This window comes from Photobacterium kishitanii, assembly GCF_000613045.3.
GTDB classification, from domain to species: Bacteria; Pseudomonadota; Gammaproteobacteria; order Enterobacterales; family Vibrionaceae; genus Photobacterium; species Photobacterium kishitanii.
Genome location: NZ_LN794352.1, coordinates 495902 through 516493 on the forward strand (window position 1 = coordinate 495902; position 20592 = coordinate 516493).

21 protein-coding genes are annotated in these 20592 nt (G+C 39.1%); 6 read left to right on the forward strand and 15 right to left on the reverse strand.

Annotation, left to right across the window (positions count from 1 at the left end; genetic code table 11):
* Positions 1-116: 116 nt before the first annotated feature.
* The 4 genes from yggU to PPBDW_RS02590 form a co-directional block, all read right to left on the reverse strand.
* A complete protein-coding gene (gene yggU, locus PPBDW_RS02575; RefSeq protein WP_036793267.1) occupies positions 117-413 on the reverse strand; it encodes a DUF167 family protein YggU in 297 nt (98 codons plus the stop codon).
* Positions 410-967, reverse strand: coding sequence for a YggT family protein (locus tag PPBDW_RS02580; RefSeq protein ID WP_036793268.1), 558 nt, complete (start codon positions 965-967; stop codon positions 410-412). The genes yggU and PPBDW_RS02580 overlap by 4 nt, the downstream gene beginning before the upstream one ends.
* A gap of 9 nt (positions 968-976) precedes the next feature.
* Positions 977-1795 carry a pyrroline-5-carboxylate reductase gene (proC, locus tag PPBDW_RS02585; protein WP_036793269.1) on the reverse strand — a complete coding sequence of 273 codons (819 nt, stop codon included), beginning with the start codon at positions 1793-1795 and terminating at the stop codon, positions 977-979.
* 71 nt (positions 1796-1866) lie between these two features.
* Complete coding sequence (locus PPBDW_RS02590; RefSeq protein ID WP_036793270.1) at positions 1867-2577, reverse strand: YggS family pyridoxal phosphate-dependent enzyme; 711 nt, start codon at positions 2575-2577, stop codon at positions 1867-1869.
* 22 nt (positions 2578-2599) lie between these two features.
* Between PPBDW_RS02590 and PPBDW_RS02595 the strand changes: the two genes are divergently transcribed.
* Positions 2600-3637, forward strand: coding sequence for a type IV pilus twitching motility protein PilT (locus tag PPBDW_RS02595; protein ID WP_036793271.1), 1038 nt, complete (start codon positions 2600-2602; stop codon positions 3635-3637).
* Between the two features lie 16 nt (positions 3638-3653).
* Complete coding sequence (locus tag PPBDW_RS02600; RefSeq protein WP_036793272.1) at positions 3654-4757, forward strand: PilT/PilU family type 4a pilus ATPase; 1104 nt, start codon at positions 3654-3656, stop codon at positions 4755-4757.
* Between the two features lie 359 nt (positions 4758-5116).
* On the opposite strand, the gene ruvX is transcribed toward PPBDW_RS02600, so the two are convergent.
* The 6 genes from ruvX to metK form a co-directional block, all read right to left on the reverse strand.
* The gene (gene ruvX, locus PPBDW_RS02605; protein WP_036793273.1) at positions 5117-5548 is read right to left on the reverse strand and encodes a Holliday junction resolvase RuvX; all 432 of its coding nucleotides are present in this window, start codon (positions 5546-5548) and stop codon (positions 5117-5119) included.
* Positions 5545-6108, reverse strand: coding sequence for a YqgE/AlgH family protein (locus PPBDW_RS02610; protein WP_036793274.1), 564 nt, complete (start codon positions 6106-6108; stop codon positions 5545-5547). Before PPBDW_RS02610 ends, ruvX begins: the two co-directional genes overlap by 4 nt.
* A gap of 120 nt (positions 6109-6228) precedes the next feature.
* Positions 6229-7179 (reverse strand): glutathione synthase, encoded by a 951-nt coding sequence (gshB, locus tag PPBDW_RS02615; protein ID WP_036793275.1) that lies wholly within the window; start codon positions 7177-7179, stop codon positions 6229-6231.
* A 17-nt stretch (positions 7180-7196) separates the two neighbouring features.
* Entirely contained in the window at positions 7197-7928 is a 732-nt protein-coding gene (gene rsmE / locus PPBDW_RS02620) for a 16S rRNA (uracil(1498)-N(3))-methyltransferase (protein WP_036793276.1), read from the reverse strand.
* A gap of 326 nt (positions 7929-8254) precedes the next feature.
* Positions 8255-8746, reverse strand: coding sequence for a SprT family zinc-dependent metalloprotease (locus tag PPBDW_RS02625; RefSeq protein ID WP_036793277.1), 492 nt, complete (start codon positions 8744-8746; stop codon positions 8255-8257).
* Between the two features lie 153 nt (positions 8747-8899).
* Positions 8900-10054 carry a methionine adenosyltransferase gene (gene metK, locus PPBDW_RS02630; protein WP_036793278.1) on the reverse strand — a complete coding sequence of 385 codons (1155 nt, stop codon included), beginning with the start codon at positions 10052-10054 and terminating at the stop codon, positions 8900-8902.
* A 392-nt stretch (positions 10055-10446) separates the two neighbouring features.
* Between metK and tkt the strand changes: the two genes are divergently transcribed.
* Positions 10447-12459 (forward strand): transketolase, encoded by a 2013-nt coding sequence (gene tkt / locus PPBDW_RS02635; protein WP_036793279.1) that lies wholly within the window; start codon positions 10447-10449, stop codon positions 12457-12459.
* Positions 12460-13219: 760 nt separating this feature from the next.
* Complete coding sequence (locus PPBDW_RS02640) at positions 13220-13564, forward strand: hypothetical protein (RefSeq protein ID WP_036793280.1); 345 nt, start codon at positions 13220-13222, stop codon at positions 13562-13564.
* Between the two features lie 111 nt (positions 13565-13675).
* On the opposite strand, the gene PPBDW_RS02645 is transcribed toward PPBDW_RS02640, so the two are convergent.
* From PPBDW_RS02645 to PPBDW_RS02655, 3 genes are all read right to left on the reverse strand, one after another.
* Positions 13676-13909, reverse strand: coding sequence for a hypothetical protein (locus tag PPBDW_RS02645; protein ID WP_036793281.1), 234 nt, complete (start codon positions 13907-13909; stop codon positions 13676-13678).
* A 340-nt stretch (positions 13910-14249) separates the two neighbouring features.
* A complete protein-coding gene (locus tag PPBDW_RS02650) occupies positions 14250-15533 on the reverse strand; it encodes an MFS transporter (protein WP_036793282.1) in 1284 nt (427 codons plus the stop codon).
* A 15-nt stretch (positions 15534-15548) separates the two neighbouring features.
* Entirely contained in the window at positions 15549-16286 is a 738-nt protein-coding gene (locus tag PPBDW_RS02655) for a glycerophosphodiester phosphodiesterase family protein (protein WP_036793283.1), read from the reverse strand.
* A 678-nt stretch (positions 16287-16964) separates the two neighbouring features.
* On the opposite strand from PPBDW_RS02655, the gene PPBDW_RS02660 reads away from it, so the two are divergent.
* Positions 16965-17207 (forward strand): hypothetical protein, encoded by a 243-nt coding sequence (locus PPBDW_RS02660; RefSeq protein WP_036793284.1) that lies wholly within the window; start codon positions 16965-16967, stop codon positions 17205-17207.
* Between the two features lie 255 nt (positions 17208-17462).
* Entirely contained in the window at positions 17463-18614 is a 1152-nt protein-coding gene (locus PPBDW_RS02665) for an iron-containing alcohol dehydrogenase (RefSeq protein ID WP_036793285.1), read from the forward strand.
* Positions 18615-18716: 102 nt separating this feature from the next.
* Here PPBDW_RS02665 and PPBDW_RS02670 read toward each other — a convergent pair whose 3' ends face one another.
* Entirely contained in the window at positions 18717-19892 is a 1176-nt protein-coding gene (locus tag PPBDW_RS02670) for a sensor histidine kinase (RefSeq protein ID WP_036793286.1), read from the reverse strand.
* Positions 19892-20587, reverse strand: coding sequence for a response regulator transcription factor (locus PPBDW_RS02675; protein WP_036793287.1), 696 nt, complete (start codon positions 20585-20587; stop codon positions 19892-19894). The genes PPBDW_RS02670 and PPBDW_RS02675 overlap by 1 nt, the downstream gene beginning before the upstream one ends.
* Positions 20588-20592: the final 5 nt, after the last annotated feature.

Genomic DNA, 20592 nt, shown 5'->3' on the forward strand with positions numbered 1-20592 from the left:
GAATAATAACAAACTAGCGCACTCAGTGAGGCTATTTTATTGGGGATTCTTGCATATAAAAAAAAGCGAATATCGGTAGGATATTCGCTTTTTAAGTTGACAGTTGTTGGTTGAAGTTATTGCATTAGGCTCGCAATCGGTTCGGGGATCTGTTTAGGATCCTCAATCCGTATTTGCTTGTGACGGCCTTGAAAGCCTTTTTCGACATGCACTAAACCTTTAGCAACTTTGAACTGTTTCGCCAAAAATTTAGCTAAATGAGCATTAGCTTTACCGTCAACAGGGGGAGCTGTAATGGCAATTTTTACTTCATCGCCATGTAAGCCAACAATTTGATCGCGACTGGCTTTAGGTTGGATGTACAGTCTAATCACGACATCATCCCCTTGGCGACAGACAGCGTTGGTACTCATAATTGGAACCAAATCGGCCCAATTAAATCACCCATCAAGTAATTAGCAAACTGTAATCCTAAGAAGATAACCAGAATACTTAAATCTAAGCCACCCATCGCTGGTAGAACGCGACGAATCGGTGCCATTAGTGGTTCAGTTAATTGATGCATGACATATTCCATTGGGCTACGGCCTTGGCTTACCCAACTTAGAATGGCACGAATCAATAGCACCCAGAATAATAATCCGCCAGCTGCTTTAACGAGTGCCAGTAAACCTAGAAGTAAGAAACTTGGGCTAAAGGCAAAAGCACCACCCGTTAACGCCAGTTGTAGCAGAATAAATTTAGCGACACACAATAGGTAACCAAATAAAATGGTTGCCATATCGACAGAGCCAATTGATGGGATCACACGACGTAATGGCGCTACAACCGGTTGGGTTGCTTTAACAATAAACTGTGAGAACGGGTTGTAAAAATCTGCGCGTGACCATTGAAGCCATACACGGAGTAACACAATCATGATGTACAGATCAAAAACTGTGGAGATTAAAAAAGCCAGTGAATTCATAATTAAACCTTAAAACAATTGTTCCATTTCTTGAGCACGAGCAACCGCAGCTTGCATTGCTTTAGCGACTATTTCTGTTAAATGATGGTTGTTGAACGTATTAATCGCTTCTGCGGTAGTACCGCCTTTAGAAGTCACTTGCTGGCGTAATGTGGCAAGATCCGTTTCAGGATTTGCTTGCACCATTTCCGCCGCGCCTAATGCAGTTTGTTGAACTAACAATCGTGCTGTTTGTTCATCAAAACCTTGCGCCATTGCTTGTTGTTGGATTGCTTCCATAAACAAGAAGAAGTAAGCGGGCGCACTGCCTGCTGCGGCAATGATACCATTGATATCTGCTTCTTGTTTAACCCAGCAAATTTCACCAACGGCTTGTAATAACTGGCTGGCAAAATGATGATCTTGCGGTGCTAATGTTGAATCTGCATATAATCCACTCATGCCTTTACCGATTAATGCTGGTGTATTTGGCATTACTCGTACTAAGTGCAGTTGGCTATCAAGCATGGTTGCTAATCGAGCACAGCTAATACCAGCAGCAATGGAGATCACTAATTTATTACTGAAATCGATCGCTTGCAATGGTAAACATACTTCGGCCATTAATTGTGGTTTCACCGCGAGTACCACGACATCTGCTTGTTGAGCTGCACGTAGGTTGTCACTGTCGGTATGAATTCCAAAATCATGCTTTAGCGGTGCTAGACGGGTTTCACTGGGAGCTGTCGCAGTAATTTTATTGGCATCATAACCGCTGGCTATTAGTCCAGCGATAATTGAACGTGCCATATTACCGGCACCGATAAAGGCGATAGAACGCTGTTCCATGTAATATCCTTTGCTGTTGGTACGACACGCAAATAGGTCGCTGAGTCGTGGACCGTTATTTTAAATTATTATTAAGCTTGGCTGCCATAGTTTCGCGCACCAAACAGTGCTGTACCAATGCGCACCATAGTACTACCTGCTGCAATAGCGGCTTCCATATCACCACTCATTCCCATCGATAACGTATCAAGTTGAGGGTGGTGTGGTTTAAGTAGTGCGTGTAAATCCGCCAGCTTCTTAAAAGCCGCGAATTGGCTATCATAATCGGTTTCGGGTTGTGGGATCGACATTAATCCACGTAAAACTAATTGCGGCATGGTCGCAATTGCTGCTGCTAGCTCGACAACTTCATCAGCATTAACTCCTGATTTACTCGCTTCACCACTGGTGTTGACTTGCAATAACACATTTAGTGGTGCCATTGTTGTTGGGCGTTGTTCATTTAAGCGAGTGGCAGTTTTAAGGCGATCAATCGAATGAACCCAATCAAAATGCTCGGCAATTGGGCGCGTTTTATTGGACTGGATTGGTCCAATAAAATGCCACACTAATTGTTTTGCGGCAGGGTGGTTCGCAAAATAATTAACTTTATCTACCCCTTCCTGAACATAGTTTTCACCAAAAGCAAAGAGGCCTGCATCAATCGCTTGTTCGATCGCGGCGACGGGCTTGGTTTTGCTGACAGCTAACAGTTGCACTGAATCGGTGGCTCTGCCGCATTTTTTTGTTGCTAGTGCCATCTCATTGATGACCTGTGTAATATTTTGCTTAATACTGTTCATAATTGATTCTTGAGGAAAATGTATGGATATCACCGAATTACTCGATTTTAGTGTAAAGCATAACGCATCAGATCTGCACCTATCTGCGGGCGTTCCACCAATGATAAGAGTTGATGGTGATGTGAGAAAGCTCAGTTTACCAGCTTTAGATCATAGCGAAGTGCATCGACTAATATTTGATATTATGAACGATGCTCAGCGTCGAGAGTATGAAGAAAAATTAGAAGTCGATTTTTCTTTTGAATTACCCGGCACGGGTCGCTTCAGGGTTAATGCCTTTCATCAGTCGCGTGGTTGTTCTGCTGTGCTACGAACCATTCCCGTTCAGATACCTACTTTAGCATCACTAAATGTACCAGAAGTTTTTTATGATATTGCTCAGCTGAATCGTGGATTGGTGCTGGTTACTGGCGCGACCGGCTCAGGTAAATCAACCACCATCGCCGCTTTAGTAGATTACATCAATAGTAACTATCAACGCCATATCTTGACCATTGAAGATCCAATCGAATTTGTACATACCAGTAAAAGCTGTTTGATTAACCAACGTGAAGTACATCGCGATACGTTGAGCTTTCAAAATGCATTGCGCTCATCATTACGCGAAGATCCAGATGTGATAGTCGTCGGGGAGTTACGCGATCAAGAAACCATTAGTTTAGCGTTAACCGCAGCTGAAACTGGCCATCTGGTATTAGGGACATTACATACCAGTTCAGCGGCGAAAACGGTTGATCGCATTATTGATGTTTTTCCTGGAAGTGATAAATCGATGGTGCGTTCAATGTTATCGGAATCATTGCGCGCTGTGGTGGCACAACATCTTTTGAAATGCACTTCAGGTGGGCGAGTAGCATGCCATGAAGTGATGATGGCAACCCCTGCGATTCGAAATTTAATTCGTGAGGATAAAATTGCTCAGATGTATTCGATGATCCAAACCGGCTCATCAGTTGGAATGCAAACCATGGAGCAAAGCGTAAAAATGCTGGTGGCACAAGGTATGGTTGAGGCAGAAGAAGGGCGGCGTATTCTTGATAGCAGCAAACGTGGCTTTTAAAGAAAAGGATAATTGCATGACTTTAGATGACATCCTTGAGCAAATGGTTGCTAAAAAAGCCTCTGATTTATATATCACGGTTGATGCTGCGTGTTTATTAAAAATTGATGGCAATCTGCATGACGTTGGAGAAACGTTAACTCGTCATCGGGTTGATAGTTTGTTTGATCAAGCAATGGATGCCAGCTTGCGACAAGAATTTATCAGTACTAAAGAAGCCAACTTTGCCCTCGTACGTAATGCGTTTCGGTTTCGTGTCAGTGCGTTTTGGCAACGAGAATTACCCGGGATGGTGATCCGTCGCATTGAAACTCAAATCCCACAAATGAATGATTTACAGTTACCGATTGATATGGAGCGGCTAGCGTTATCAAAACGTGGCTTAGTATTAATTGTCGGAGCTACTGGTTCGGGTAAATCAACCTCGATGGCTGCAATGATAGGTTACCGTAATCAGCACCGTAGTGGCCACATTTTAACGGTTGAAGATCCGATTGAGTTTGTTCATAAACATGACAAATGCATTATCACCCAGCGTGAAGTTGGGCTTGATACTGCCAGTTATGAAGTGGCATTAAAAAATTCATTACGCCAAGCACCAGACATGATTGTGATCGGTGAAATTCGTACATCTGAAACGATGGAATACGCGATGAATTTTGCTGAAACAGGACATTTATGCATAGCAACCTTGCATGCTAATAATGCTAATCAGGCATTAGAGCGTATTTTGCATTTAGTCCCCAAAGATCGCCGTGAGCAATTTTTGTTTGATTTATCACTGAATCTTAAATGTATTTTGGCGCAGCAGTTGGTTGCCGATGCTAATGGTATCGGCCGTCATGGAGTCTATGAATTATTGCTTAATACGCCGCGAGTTGCTGATCTTATTCGACGTGGCGATCTGCATGAAATTAAAGATGTGATGGCAAAATCGGCACAGGCGGGAATGATAACTTTTGATCAATCACTGTATGCGTTATTTAGTGAAGGTAAAATCAGAGAGCAAGATGCGCTTCATCATGCCGACTCTGCTAATGACTTACGATTGATGATCAAGGTCGGTGATCCAGCGGCTAAACCATTAAATAGTTTAGCGGGTGTAACGTTAGATAAATAATAAAGACCATGATGATCCTTTTGCAAAAGGATCATCATAGTAAAATTGCCAATCATTAATGCTAATTAATAATAATATTGTAACTGATTGGTTTTTTAGGTTTTTTATTTTTAAGGGAATAAACAAAATTAGAAGGGTGAGTTTTTGGGTTTAAATGATCCAAAAGCTGTACAAGCTGATCAAGAGAGAGATAATGCGGCTTGATAACAAGACGAAACGCTTACAGAAAAGTAGCGTCAGCTTTATGATGATCTTATGATTGAAAGCTGTACAGCAAAAAAAAAGACAAGCTTCCAGCGGGAGCTTGTCTTTTTTATTATTGTTTTTTAGTTGCGGTGGTGATGGAAAAAAGTTGTTTATTAAGCGCCGTATTGACGTTCAAACCAGCTTTCTAAAATCACTACCGCAGATTGTGAATCAATATTACCTTTACTTAATGAGCGATAACCACCACGTTCAAATAAGTCAGCTTTGGCTTCAACAGTACTTAAACGTTCATCGTGTAATTCGACTGCATAACCAAATCGACCATGAATACGGTTAGCAAATTTTTTGGCACGTGGCGCTATGGTTTCTAGCTCTTTGCCTTCGAGATCTAATGGTAAGCCGACGACGATTAAATCTGGCTGCCACTCTTTAAGGATTTTTTCAATATCATCCCAATTAGGAATGCCATCTTTGGCTTTTAAAGCAGCCAGCGGACTGGCTGTGCCTGTGAGTTCTTGGCCGATAGCAACACCAATACTTTTGGTGCCGTAATCAAAGCTTAATACGCTGCGAGATTGACTCATGCATGACCTATATCTGAAGACAGATTCGCGGGGCTAATACCCAATATTGCCATGGCTTGTTGCCAGCGCTGATCTATCGGAGTGGAAAAAATTATGTTGCTATCAGCTTCAATAGTGAGCCAATTATTATTGGCTAATTCTTGCTCCAGTTGACCCACATCCCAACCTGCATAACCGAGCGCGACAATAAATTGTTGTGGCGCTTGCTGAGTGCCGAGTTGGGCTAAAATATCTAAGGATGTGGTGACAGCAAGTTGAGGAGTGATAGTAATACTAGAGTTATAATCAGCTTGAATAGTGTGTAATACAAAGCCGCGATCTTCGGCCACTGGACCACCATTGAGAACCGGATATTCAATACTCAAAGGGTCAATTAAAGGCTGTGTGCGTTCGATCTCAATTTGCTCAAGCATATCGGCAATTGAGATTTCAATTGGTTGATTAATGATAATGCCCATTGCACCTTCATCATTATGCTCACAAAGATAAATCACACTGCGTTTGAAATTTGGATCTTGCATAGTGGGCATCGCCACTAAAAAGTGATTAGTCAGATTCATTTACAACACCATTAAATACACGTCAGCACCGATGATGGTGTTGATAGTAAAAAGCAGCGATAAAATATAATCGCTGCGTTCTTGGTTTGATTATGGCTGATGTTTAGCGCTTAGGTGATCTTAGTTAGCGTTAATACGGCGCTCAATCGCATCCATTAATTTACCCGTGATTGAAATATCAAACGCGGCTTCAATTTCACAAATACAAGTTGGGCTAGTAACGTTAATTTCAGTTAGCTTGTCGCCAATCACATCAAGACCTACAAAGATTAAGCCTTTCTCTTTTAAAATAGGCGCTACTGTTTCGGCAATTTTACGATCGGTGTCGCTAATTGGGCGTGCTTCACCACGACCGCCTGCAGCAAGGTTACCGCGCGTTTCACCTTTAGCTGGAATACGTGCTAGGCAGTATGGCATTGGTTCGCCGTCAACCACTAAAATACGCTTATCACCGTTACTGATATCAGGCACGAAAGTTTGTGCCATGCAGTAGTTTTCACCCATTGCTGTTAGTGTCTCAATGATCACTGATACGTTAGGATCATTTTTCATCACTCGGAAGATCGATGAGCCACCCATACCATCAAGTGGTTTTAAGATCACATCACCGTGCTGTTGGTGGAAAGCTTTCAGTTTGTCAGCACGACGAGTAACAAGCGTGGTTGGCGTTAGTTCTGGAAACCATGCCGTAAATAATTTTTCATTACAATCACGTAGGCTTTGCGGTTTATTAACGATTAAGGCACCGTTATCTTCTGCACGCTCAAGAATGTAAGTTGCATAAATGTATTCAGTATCAAAAGGAGGATCTTTACGCATTAATACCGCATCAAGATCCGCCAGCGGGATCTCTTGTTCATTATGGAATTCAAACCAGTCGTTTGGATCTTTTTTTACAGTTACAGTGCGAGTACGTGCAATCGCGACACCTTGCTCTAAAGAAAGATCACTCATTTCCATGTAGTGTAATTCCCAACCACGACGTTGTGCTTCCATCATCATGGCAAAGGTCGAATCTTTTTTGATATTGATAGACTCGATAGGGTCCATCACTATACCTAGCTTGATCATTGTTTTCTCCTGATTACTTAGCCTAGATCACCAAAGCGAACTTGTAGTGCGGTAATGGCTGTCATTGCGGTAGTCTCAGTGCGTAATACACGTGGGCCTAATAAAATTTCGTCAAATTTATATTGCTCAGTCATACTGATTTCTTCAGCAGATAAGCCACCTTCTGGACCGATCAATAACCGTACTTTAGTTACTGGGGTCGGAAGGGTGTTAATTGAATAATGTGCTCGAGGGTGTAAATTTAGTTTTAGACCGTCATATTCTTCAGCACACCATTGCTCTAGTTTCATTACTGGGCGAATAGTTGGTACAACATTACGGCCACATTGTTCACAGGCTGCGATAGCTATTTTTTGCCACTGCTCAAGTTTCTTCTCAAATCGTTCTGCATTTAGTTTAACGCCGCAACGCTCTGAAATCAGAGGCGTAATAGTATTAACGCCAAGTTCAACTGATTTTTGAATCGTGAACTCCATTTTATCGCCACGTGAAATTACTTGGCCTAAGTGAATATCCAGTGGTGATTCAATACTATGTTCAACGCGCGCTTGAATCTCAACTTCAACACTTTTTTTGCTAGCGCTGCTAATCACAGCTGGGAACTCAGCATTACTGCCATCAAACAGTAATACTTGTTGCCCAACTTGCATTCGCATAACACGACCAACATGGTTAGCCGCATCGTCGCTAAGCATAACCATACCTTGGCTTGGTAAAGGTTGTGGATGGTAAATTCGTGGAATTCTCATGATGCGGTCATCTGCAGTAATGGTTGAGTAATACCAGATATTACCACGGTTAGCGGCAGATTGAGGGCAAAAGTTAATTACTGAAATAGAGTAAATAGATCAAAGTAAACAATAATGGTCATGTTTGATGATGACTATTATCATCTGCTAATACGAGGTTGATAAATTAGCTTTTTGAGATGCTGCGACAACGAAATAATTGTGGTTGTCTGGTTTAGCCACAGAGACTGCGGAAGGGGATTAGCTTACTGATAGTTATCTTTTGGGCATGTTAGTAGCGTTATTTGGTAACGGTTAATTGACGTTATTACTATGCTTCAACATTATTATTGAATGTCAGTCTTAAACTGTAATGGTTGTTTGCATTTACGGCAGTAATAACTAGCTTGGCCTCGTTTTACTTTATTATGGCGTCGAATTGTTAGTGGGTATTCACTACAAGGGCAAAGGTAAATATAGCGGGTGCCAGCGACTGAACTAACATTAAAGTTATGGGTGGTTTTAGGCGTTACATTAAATACTTCAGTCATGATTAGTTGCCATTCACGACCATGAGGGCGCACGCGACCAAATAATTTAAATACCACTAAATGGGCGACTTCATGGGCAACGACTTCATTAAGAAAGGCATCAGGATTTTCAGCCAGTAGTATTGGATTAAAACGTAATTCCCATTTTTGTAGATGGGCAGTACCAGCAATTTTGCCACGCTGATTAAAGTTGACGGTTGGTATTTGTAGTCGTTTGTTGAGGCGTTGATTGGCATGTTTGATACAGCACTCTACGTGAGTAAGCACTTGCTTTTGTAGCGGAGTCATAACTTGAAATATCCTAGATTAACGTGTTACAGAGCGGAGAATAAACACTGCTGACTATACACTGGAGGATAAATATTAACGATTATTTTATTTTAGGAATAAAAAAAGGGACGAATTATCGTCCCTTAGTTTTTGATAAACTTAAATTTATTATTATTTAAGTTTAGCGAAGTCGCGTAGTGCGTCTACTTTGTCAGTTTTTTCCCAAGGGAATTCATCACGACCAAAGTGACCATATGCAGCAGTCTTTTTATAGATAGGCTGCAGTAAGTTTAGCATTTCTTGTAGGCCGTATGGGCGTAGGTCGAAGTGCTGACGAACCGACTCAATAATAATTTCTGGGTGTACTTTCTCAGTACCAAACGTTTCAATCATGATAGATGTTGGATCAGCAACACCGATTGCGTATGAAAGTTGAATTTCACAACGGTCAGCCATACCAGCGGCAACGATATTTTTCGCTACGTAACGTGCTGCGTATGCTGCTGAACGGTCAACTTTTGATGGATCTTTACCTGAGAATGCACCGCCGCCGTGACGCGCTGCGCCGCCGTAGGTATCAACGATAATTTTACGGCCAGTTAGACCACAGTCACCCATTGGGCCACCAATAACAAAACGACCGGTTGGGTTGATAAAGAATTTAGTCTCTTTACGTAGCCACTCTTCTGGTAATACTGGCTTGATGATTTCTTCCATTACAGCTTCACGTAGATCTGCTGTTGAGATTGAATCACTGTGTTGAGTTGATAGCACAACTGCATCAATACCAACAATCTTACCTTGATCGTATTCAAACGTTACTTGAGATTTAGCATCAGGACGTAACCAAGGTAGGCTACCATTCTTACGTACAAGCGCTTGACGTTGAACAAGACGATGAGCATAAGTAATTGGTGCAGGCATCAATTCTTTAGTTTCGTTGGTTGCGTAGCCAAACATAATACCTTGGTCACCAGCACCCTGTTCTTTAGGGTCAGTTTTATCAACGCCTTGGTTGATGTCTGGTGATTGCTTACCAATGGTATTTAACACAGCACAAGAATTAGCATCAAAGCCCATATCAGAGTGAACATAACCAATTTCACGTACTGTCTCACGGGTGATTTCTTCGATATCAACCCAAGCTGATGTGGTTACTTCACCACCGACCATTACCATGCCAGTTTTTACGTAAGTTTCACAAGCAACACGCGCTTTCGGGTCTTGCTCTAGAATTGCATCCAAGACTGCATCTGAAATTTGGTCTGCAATTTTATCTGGATGTCCTTCCGATACCGACTCAGAAGTAAACAAGTGTTTAGCCATTGGTGATCTCACTTATATTCATAAATTTATTAGAACGGTAGCGGTAATACTGATACTACATTGCATTCCATACGTTTACATGTATGGAGCTACCTCCGTCTAGACGTCCATAATACCCCGACTAGTTATAAAATCAACAATGTAATATGTAAGGATTTAGTCAAAATCCCAACCTATTAAATACTAAGCTTTTTATTGTGACTATTTTAAATGTAAAAACTTAAATTAACATTGGTTGCATATTATTGAATAAATTAACTTTTTTAAAAACGAAAACGATTGCAGTTGGTGGTGCCTCTTTGAGACAATATTCAACCGAAATCAAGTGATCGCTAATAAATGGCGTCATTATTTATTCGTAAATTATTATTTTATGACTATTTGGAGCAGATATGTCTTCTAGTAATGCGGTGTCGCGTAAAGAACTAGCCAATGCAATTCGTGCACTTAGTATGGATGGTGTGCAACAAGCGAATTCAGGTCACCCTGGTGCACCAATGGGAATGGCAGATATTGCTGAAGTATTGTGGCGTGGTCATTTGAACCATAACCCCCATAACCCAAACTGGGTTGATCGTGATCGTTTTATTTTATCAAATGGTCATGGCTCAATGCTTATTTACTCTCTGCTTCATTTAACAGGTTATGATTTATCGATTGATGATCTTAAAAATTTCCGTCAATTACATTCAAAAACGCCAGGTCATCCGGAATATGGGTATGCTCCAGGCATTGAAACCACAACCGGCCCTCTCGGCCAAGGCATAACTAATGCAGTTGGTATGGCATTAGCTGAGAAATCGATGGCTGAGCAATTTAACCAGCCAGGTCATGATATTGTTGACCACTACACTTATGCTTTTATGGGTGATGGTTGCATGATGGAAGGTATCTCTCATGAAGCGTGTTCACTTGCTGGCACATTAGGCCTAGGTAAGTTAATTACTTTTTGGGATGACAACGGTATTTCTATTGATGGTGAAGTAGAAGGTTGGTTCTCCGACGATACTGCAAAACGTTTTGAAGCTTACGGTTGGCATGTCATTTCAACTGTTGATGGCCATGATGCTGAAGCGATTAATGCAGCGATTGAAGCGGCGAAAGCTGAAACAACCAAGCCAACTCTTATTTGTTGCCAAACCATCATCGGTTTTGGTGCACCTAATAAAGCCGGTTCGCATGATTGTCATGGTGCACCATTGGGTACGGAAGAAATAGCTGCAGCACGTGAGTTCTTAGGTTGGAACCATGGCCCATTTGAAATTCCAGCTAATATTGCTACTAATTGGGATGCAACAGCAGCGGGTAATGCTAAAGAAGCTGCATGGAATAAAAAGTTTGCCGCCTACAGCGCTGCTTTTCCTGAATTAGCCGCTGAATTTACCCGTCGTATGAATGGCGACTTACCTGTTAATTGGGAAGTTGCAACGTCGAACATTATTGCTGATTTACAAGCCAATCCTGCCAATATCGCCTCACGTAAAGCTTCACAAAATGCGTTAGAAGCTTATGGTCAATTACTGCCTGAATTTATGGGAGGCTCAGCCGATTTAGCACCCTCTAATTTAACCATGTGGTCTGGTTCTAAATCACTGACACCGACTGATGCTTCTGGTAACTATATTCATTACGGTGTGCGTGAGTTTGGTATGACAGCCATCATTAATGGTATTGCATTACATGGTGGTTTTGTTCCTTATGGTGCAACTTTCCTAATGTTTATGGAATACGCGCGTAATGCATTGCGGATGGCAGCATTAATGAAAGTGCAAAACATTCAGGTCTATACTCACGATTCAATTGGCTTAGGTGAAGATGGTCCAACTCACCAACCGGTTGAGCAAGTCGCATCACTGCGCTTAACACCAAATATGAGTACTTGGCGTCCTTGTGATCAGGTTGAATCTGCTGTGGCGTGGAAATATGCGATAGAGCGTAAAGATGGTCCGACAGCATTGATCTTCTCACGCCAAAATCTTGATCAGCAAGATCGTAATGCTGAGCAAGTCACTAATATCACTAAAGGTGGTTACATTCTTAAAGATTGTACTGCTGAGCCAGAGCTTATTCTTATTGCGACGGGATCTGAAGTTGGTATTGCTGCGCAAGCTTATGCAGAATTAACGGCTGCAGGTCGTCAAGTTCGTTTGGTTTCTATGCCTGCAACTGATTTATTTGATAAACAAGATGCTGCTTACCGTGAAAGTGTATTGCCAGCTAATGTAACAGCACGTATTGCTATTGAAGCGGGTATTGCCGATTACTGGTATAAGTATGTTGGCCTTAACGGTCGTATTATTGGTATGACAACTTTTGGTGAATCAGCGCCTGCAGATGAACTATTTAAGATGTTTGGTTTTACAGTAGAAAATATTGTTAATAATGCTAATGAGTTACTTGGATAATATTTTATTATTTCCTAATAACTAAGTTTGAAAAAGACCGCAGATAGCGGTCTTTTTTTGTGGCGATGATCTGTGTTTTTTTATAAAAATAAAATCGTAATTCAACCGCATTAATCATTACTAAAACTAATCTGAAGTAGCTGTTTTTATCATTTTTCAAGGCCATTAAAATATCTATAATGGCCTCCATCGAAACACGACCGCAAGCCTTATAGAGTCAATGGTTAGGCTATGGTTGTATTATTTAAAGCTTAGTTTATTGAGGAAAAAGAAATGACTGGTATCGTTAATAAAATTATCGCACTTTACACTCCTGTATTCGCTACTATGTACAAAAGCGGCAACATGACTAAGTAAAGTCAGTGTTAAGGCTCAGCCTTAACCATTAAAAATATTTGTTAAGAAGGCTTTGAACTTATTGTTCAAAGCCTTTTTTGCGTTTATGCCAAACATGAAAATTTTCTGATCTAATCGTCGATTTTATTCCATTCCAGTAAATGCACGTAAAGATAGTAGGGAACCTAAGGCTTTTATTATGAGCTGTTAATTCATGAGCTAGGATATTACCAATAAAACATGCACTATAAGTGGCGTAATAAACAGTTGTTATATGTCTTAACGATATATTTAAATGTTTCCCAATACCGCTAGAGATGCATTTCGCTGACGTTTGTCAATTTTTGATTTTTAAGCGTTATTTTGCTTTTGTTTATAGAGATAACCATTAAAATAAACTCTCAAGTTTACTTTTGGTGGTGTTATGAAAAAAACTATTTTAGGATTATTAGTTGGTTTAGTGGCGATAACTTCAGTACCAGCACAGGCTAATGATTGGGGTTCTTGGGGCGAGACTAAAAAAGGTCGTGTTGAGAGCGCTAGAATCTGTGGTAATAATGGTTATATTTTTAAAGTACGAGATTCTTTTTACGTTGCAAAATATCAATCAGGCAAACGCTTTGCTGTTGGCGTACCAGTTAAAGCACGTTTCGGTAAAAATAAGTGGCTACATATTGAAGGGCTTAAAAACGACGGTAATTATTTAGTTAAGCGTAAGTACTACAGTTTAGCGAAAGCAAAAGCGAGCGCATGTGGTTTAACGTGGTAAATTATATTTAAGAATATGCTTAATATAAGGCCGTCTAACGGCCTTGTTATATTGATACATAGCTAAAAAAGGGCAGTCTCAGACTACCCATAGCAACGATCATTTTATTATCTAAAGTGCTCTTTCTGCAGTAGATACATAATCTGGCAAGTTGGTTACATAAGGTGCAAACCAAGAGCCTTTAATACAGTGTGATTCACTGTCAACAATGCAAATATCTTTGTTATTATTTTCAACTACCCCGAGCACCATTCCATCCGCTTCACCCGTGACGTTGATTGAAACATCAAACCAGTATGTCGCGCTTTCGTTATTACGATCTTTACCAGAAAAAACAGCTTTCATTTGTCTCTCCAAATCATAAATTTATTAAGTTTATTAAGCACAAAGATAAACGTAACTATACGTAATCAACTGAATATACAAGGTTTTAATTTATCTTTTAGCTTAAGTTAGTGTTAGTTTATACCTTAGCTGAATAGTTAAATTAGCTATAGATCACAACAATAGCAGTATGGTTAAAATAGTTGCATATAAGGTTGTTGCTCCCAAAGTAAATAGTGGTTAAAGAACACTATTGAACAGTATGGATATTTATGCGATTTAATATATGCGTAACCGCTGTACATAAAAAGGCTACCTAAGCGGTAGCCTTTTGAGCATTAACGAACGAGTGTATTAAATATTAATTATGCTTAATGACTAATATTTCATTAGTTCGTTTTTTCATTATTATCAGTGCAAATGATGTAATCATACCAATAATAGCAACGATTAAACCTATTCCAAAAATGATTTGATATGCTTTGATTGCTGGATATGTATCAATAATCCAACCATTTAATGCATAAGCCCAAAATACAGAAGAATATGCAGCAAATGATCCAATACTCATCGCTGAACCGGTATAACTTTTAGGAACGCCGGCTTCTGCTACTGGAGCCAGAATAATTCCTTTAGCTAAAAAAATACTAAACGAAAAGCACATTAATAAAATTATATTAATGAATAACATATTTTGTTCTTTAGGCAAAAATATCGTAATAGATAAAGATATAATTGTTAAGAATAGTGCAAAAAACATCATTTTAATTGAAGATTTAAAAATAAAATCAGCGATTGAACCAGATATTAATCCGGAAATTACACCCATAGCACCTGTATTAATAATACCAAACAATGCGGCTTGTTCTGTTGATAATCCAAAAACAGCCTGTAAGTAAGGAACTGTATAAATTAGAGTGATGTATATCCAATATACAGTTAAAGAAGTAATAGCTGCTAGCCACACTGTTGGCATTTTTAATACATGTAGTAAGCCATTAAGAGCTTCTTTATTTTTACTTTCTCCTTTTATTATCTCCATTCTATTATTAGGTACAAATTTCCAAACACAAAAAATCATGGGTAAAATAAGTAATGTATAAATGATAATAGCACTTTGGAAAACTAAAATAGAACCGCCTAATAATGCCATTATTCCTACAATAATAGCATTCATCCCCATTTCAGAGGCGCGACGTACTGATTCAAGTAAACCAAATGCCATACCTTTATTATTATCGCCAGACATTAATGTCACACCATTTACAACGGCAGGCCAAAATGCAGAGTCAACTAATCCCCAGATACCTGCAATAACCATTAACATATGAAAACTTGGAGATAAAAAAATAACACCCATCATAGTGATAAACCTTATTAATAAACTAGTTATTAATATTGATTTAACAGGGAAACGATTATTAATCCATCCGGCAGGTATGTAAAAGAAAATTGCAGAGCCTATCAATGTAAACAATATACCCATCTGTGTATTGTTTATTTTTAGAACTTCAAGTAAGAGGTCATAAAACGTACCTTTAAATGCTTCAAATCCAGAATATATAATTTGCCCTGATAGAACAACAGAGAAAAATCCGAGGACTTGTTTTTTTCCTGAAAACCCTATTTTTTCAAAGAGATTCATATCAAGACCTGTTTTTTAATATTTGTATTTAGAAGGGAATTTATGCGCAATATCAGTGAAAATCCCATCCACTCCCCAATTAAATAGTTCATTGGCACGAGATAAACTATTTACTGTCCAAACATTAATTTTAACACCAGATGCTTTAAATTTATTAACCATCTCTCGTGTTAATCCTTTATCTTCTGGATGAATATATTCGGCTTTACACCATTCTATAATAGAATGCCAATCATCCCATATATTATTATTTTCAAATAAACAGGCAACTTTAGTTTGAGGTCTTTTATTTTTAAATTCAGATAAGGCTAAGAAATTAAAACTAGACACAATTAATTCTCTTTGAGGATCTAGTTTTTCAAGAGCTAAAATTAAATTATCTATTAAAAGATGACTTAATTTTGCGCTCTCTGCACAAGATTTTATTTCTATATTTACATTTAGTTCTTTCTCATTAATCAATGAAATCAACTGCTGGATTGTTGGTAATCTTTCTCCAATATAGTCATCACTAAACCAACTACCAGCATCTATTGTTGATAAATCATTATGACTAATATCATACAATCGTCCTTTTTTATCTGTACATCTATCTAAGCAATCATCATGTGAAATAATAACTGTTCCATCTTGTAATATATCAACATCACATTCAAACCATCGTACTTTAGAATCTTTACATAATGAGAATGCAGATAATGTATTTTCAGGAGCAAGTGAAGACATTCCACGGTGAGCAATTAATGTAGGCATTTTTATTTGTCGTTAAGAAGTTGAGCTATAACGATATCACCCCGCTCATCATGAAAGTGTGATATAGGTATACAATATTCCTATTGATGCAAATATTAAATCATATGTATCTGTCGTGGTTATATTTTATAAATATATCTATCAAGTATAAATAAGATAAAATTTTTAGAATTATCTAAAGATATTATCATCATCTAAAAATAGTATTGTTTAAATAAATTTTAAATTTCTATAAATAATACTAAGATCACAAAAAAAAGAGATGATTAGTATTATATGGAAAATTAGAAAATATACTTTATATTTAAATTAGTATCGTAGGAAAGTTAAGATTCAGTAAAAATATGACCAATAAATATCTTTAATAAAATCGTTTTATAATCATGCTTATCTATTTACTATACGATCACGCAGTATTGAAAAAACATAAGCTCGGTTTTAATAGACTTTGCTAATTCTGCTTATAAAGTATTTTTGACTTTCGCCACTTTAAAACTAGATCTTGCTCCGTACAGTAAGGAGCTCCTACTTTAAATCGTCATCATAACTATTATTCCTGTGTGGTAATAATCTTTTGTGGTTTTCTTGTATTGTGTGTTTTTTTGTAATTGTTAATATAGCTCCATCGAAACGCAGACTGCGTTGACAAACAATTATAAAGATAAGGTTACACAACTCATGAAAACAGTTATTAAAGCAATTATCGCTACCGCTATCATCGCCACATCTTACACTGCCTCTGCACGTGACGGCGCATTTACCGGTAACGTTAGTTTCAATAACCAAGCTAACAATGCTGTGGTTGCATGCCACTATGCAGTCAATGGTAGCGCTGATAAATCGCATTCAGGCATTGTAGTTACCAACAAAAATACCCACATGAGTTTTAATGAAAAACTGTTATCAGCCGCTGATAAGTAATATTTTACTGTTATGGTAAACAAACGCTTATTACATCTTTTTATTATTACATTTAAGTAAAAGTGTTTTGGTTTTATCTCTATTGTTACCAAATGGGTGGGGTGTAGAATGATCACATCGACACTAACAATAACAAATAAGCTCGATATAGCTTCTTACGCTATCACCCATTTATAACGCGCTATCAAATAAATTCAGACTTATGGCTAATGCGGTAAGTCACTATAAATTAATTAAAATTATCGGAGTTTTACTATGAGCAATGTATTTTACATGCCACCTGTAACGTTAATGGGTCCTAATGCTATTCAATCTTTAGGGGCTGAATTAGCGTCAAAAGAATTGAAAAAAGCGTTTATCGTCACTGACGGTGTGTTAGTTGAAGTGGGTCTTGTTAGCAAGCTTACTGATGAGCTAACCGCTCACGGTATTGATTACGCAATCTATGATGGTGTGCAGCCAAACCCAACCGAGAAAAACATCGAAGATGGTCTTACTCTACTTGCACAAAGCAACGCTGATTTTGTGATTTCATTCGGTGGTGGTTCTTCTCACGATACAGCGAAAGGTATCGCATTAGTTGCTGCTAACGGGGGTCATATCCGTGATTACTCTAAAGGTGTGCACCTTTCTAAGAAGCCACAATTGCCATTGGTAACCGTGAACACAACGGCGGGTACGGCATCAGAAATGACTGTATTTGCGATTATCACTAACCAAGACGATGAAACTAAATACCCAGTGGTTGATAAGCACTTCACGCCTATTATTGCGGTTAACGATTCAGAGCTAATGGTCGCAATGCCTAAGTTCCTTACTGCAACTACAGGTATGGACGCATTAACGCACGCAGTTGAAGCGTATGTTTCAACAGCAGCGACACCAATCACTGATGCAGCTGCAATCAAAGCGATTGAGTTGATTGTTAATAACTTAGAAGCAGTGGTAGCTAATGGTCAAGACCGCGCAGCACGTGATGCAATGCAGTACGGCGAGTACTTAGCAGGGATGGCATTCTCAAATGCTTCTTTAGGTTACGTACACTCAATGGCGCACCAATTGGGTGGTGTTTACGACTTGTCACACGGTCTATGTAACGCCATCCTACTTGCTGAAGTATCGCGCTTTAATGCACAACAAGTACCAGAGCGTTTTGTTGATATTGCGAAAGCAATGGGGCTCGATACTGCAGCGATGACGCAAGAGCAAGCAGTGAATGCCGCTCTAGAAGCGATTGATGTACTCTCTGAAAAGGTGGGTACTAAGCAACGTTTAACAGATTTGGGCGTAACAGAAGACAAGCTCGCATTCATGGCACAAAATGCCCTAAATGATGCCTGTTCTTTAACTAACCCACGCCAAGCAAGCCTAGAAGAAATCGTAAATATCTTCAAAGCACGGATGTAATTACTCTGACTATCAGTAATTACGCTTAGATAAAAGGCCGCTGAGAAATCAGTGGCCTTTTTTTATTTGAGTCTTTTCGCTAGGTGACAACGCATTGAGCTGCTAGTTGCGACTATAATTAATCGCTACTCCAAGTCCTGGATTACAATCATAAAGCTTAATCTTTCCTTGGTGTAATTCTGTTACCGCTTTAACTAATGTAAGTCCAATCCCTAATCCGCCATCATTGCGTGATTTATTAATGCGATAAAGGCGTTCAAATACTCGATTTTTTTCTTGGTCATTAATACCTGGTCCATTGTCTGCCATAGTGATAATGACGTTATCTTTGTCTGTGGAACATGATAAGCAAAGTTGACTCTCGGGCGGGCAATATCGTAGCGAGTTTTCGACTAGATTAGCCAACTGCTGAATAAGTAATTCTCGATCGCCTTGAATGAAAATAGGCTCTATTGGGGTGTCTATTTTTAATATCATTCCCGCGTCTTCTGCAACATAAGTATATATATCTGCAATTGTTGTCACTACTTCGACAATATCTATTTGCTCAAAACGTTGGCGTCTGTTTCCTGATTCTATTTGAGATATACGTAGCAAAGCATCAAAAATTTCCGCTAAACGGCTCGACTCTTTGAGTGATAACTCCAACTGCTCATAAAAGCTATCGTCAATATTATTGCTGTGTGATTCTGCCATCTCATTGAGTGTTAATAAGTTATACTGCAATCGAGTAATCGGGGTTTTTAACTCATGGGCAATATTAGCTGAAATATCACTCATTGCAGCAACGACGCTTTGTAAGCGTGAAAGCATCTCATCAACAGTATGACCAATACGAGTTAAATCATTACCTTGAGTCGACATCATTGTTCTTGCCGATAACTCACCATCTGCTGCTGCACGTAATACCGCTTCAATACGATCGATTTTTGACTGATTGCGCCTTGTCATATAAATAACGATAGCTGAGCTAAAAAGAACCACTAAAATGCCGGATAAGGTAAACCCAGTCACTAATACATCGATGACATCATCTTCATCAATCGGCTCCTTGTCGATCTCGGAGGTGATACCAAGCATAAATGCTTCAATATTGTGTTCAATATCGTTATTGACTTCGTCAAGATGGTAATCAACATAAGCAATCGTGAGGCTGGACATCAAAATTAAGCTCACTACTGACATCATGATAAACATCAGTCCTTGTTGCATTGCTGAACTTCGTAACCAAATTGGCGGAGGAAACCGTTGTTGAACTCGCTCTATTAATAGATGCATCAATTACATTTCCCATGTTTATGTTCTAATTTATAACCTGCACCTCGAACGGTATGAATAAGTTGATCACCAAATGGTTTTTCTAGCTTATTCCGTAAACGGCTAATGTGGGTTTCAACGACGCTAGTTTGAGGATCGAAATAGATATCCCAAACATGTTCTAATAACATCGTACGAGTGATAACGCGTCTCGGATGGCGAAGAAATAGCTCCAGAATGCGAAATTCTTTGGGCTGGAGATTCAAGGTTGTGCCTTGTCGTATTGCAGTATGATCAAATAAATTCAATTTGAGATCACCGTAAATGAGTTCGCTTGTTGGCGTCATTGCTAAGGTATTAGAACGGCGCGATAAGGCTGATAATCGTGCGAGTAATTCTGAAAATGCGAACGGCTTCGTTAAATAATCATCCCCGCCAGCCTCTAAACCATCAACACGATCATCAATACCACCCAATGAGGTGAGGAATAAGATCGGCATAGATATTTTTGATGCTCGCAGTGCCTTCACAAAAGATAATCCATCTAACCCCGGTAGCATTCGATCGACAATCGCGATATCAAATTGTTCAGACATACATATCGAAAGTGCATACTTTCCATTGTCAATCGACTGCACATGATGGCCAGCCTCTGTGAGTCCTTTTTCAATATAACGACTCAAGCTAATATCGTCTTCTACAAGCAGTATTTGCATAATTA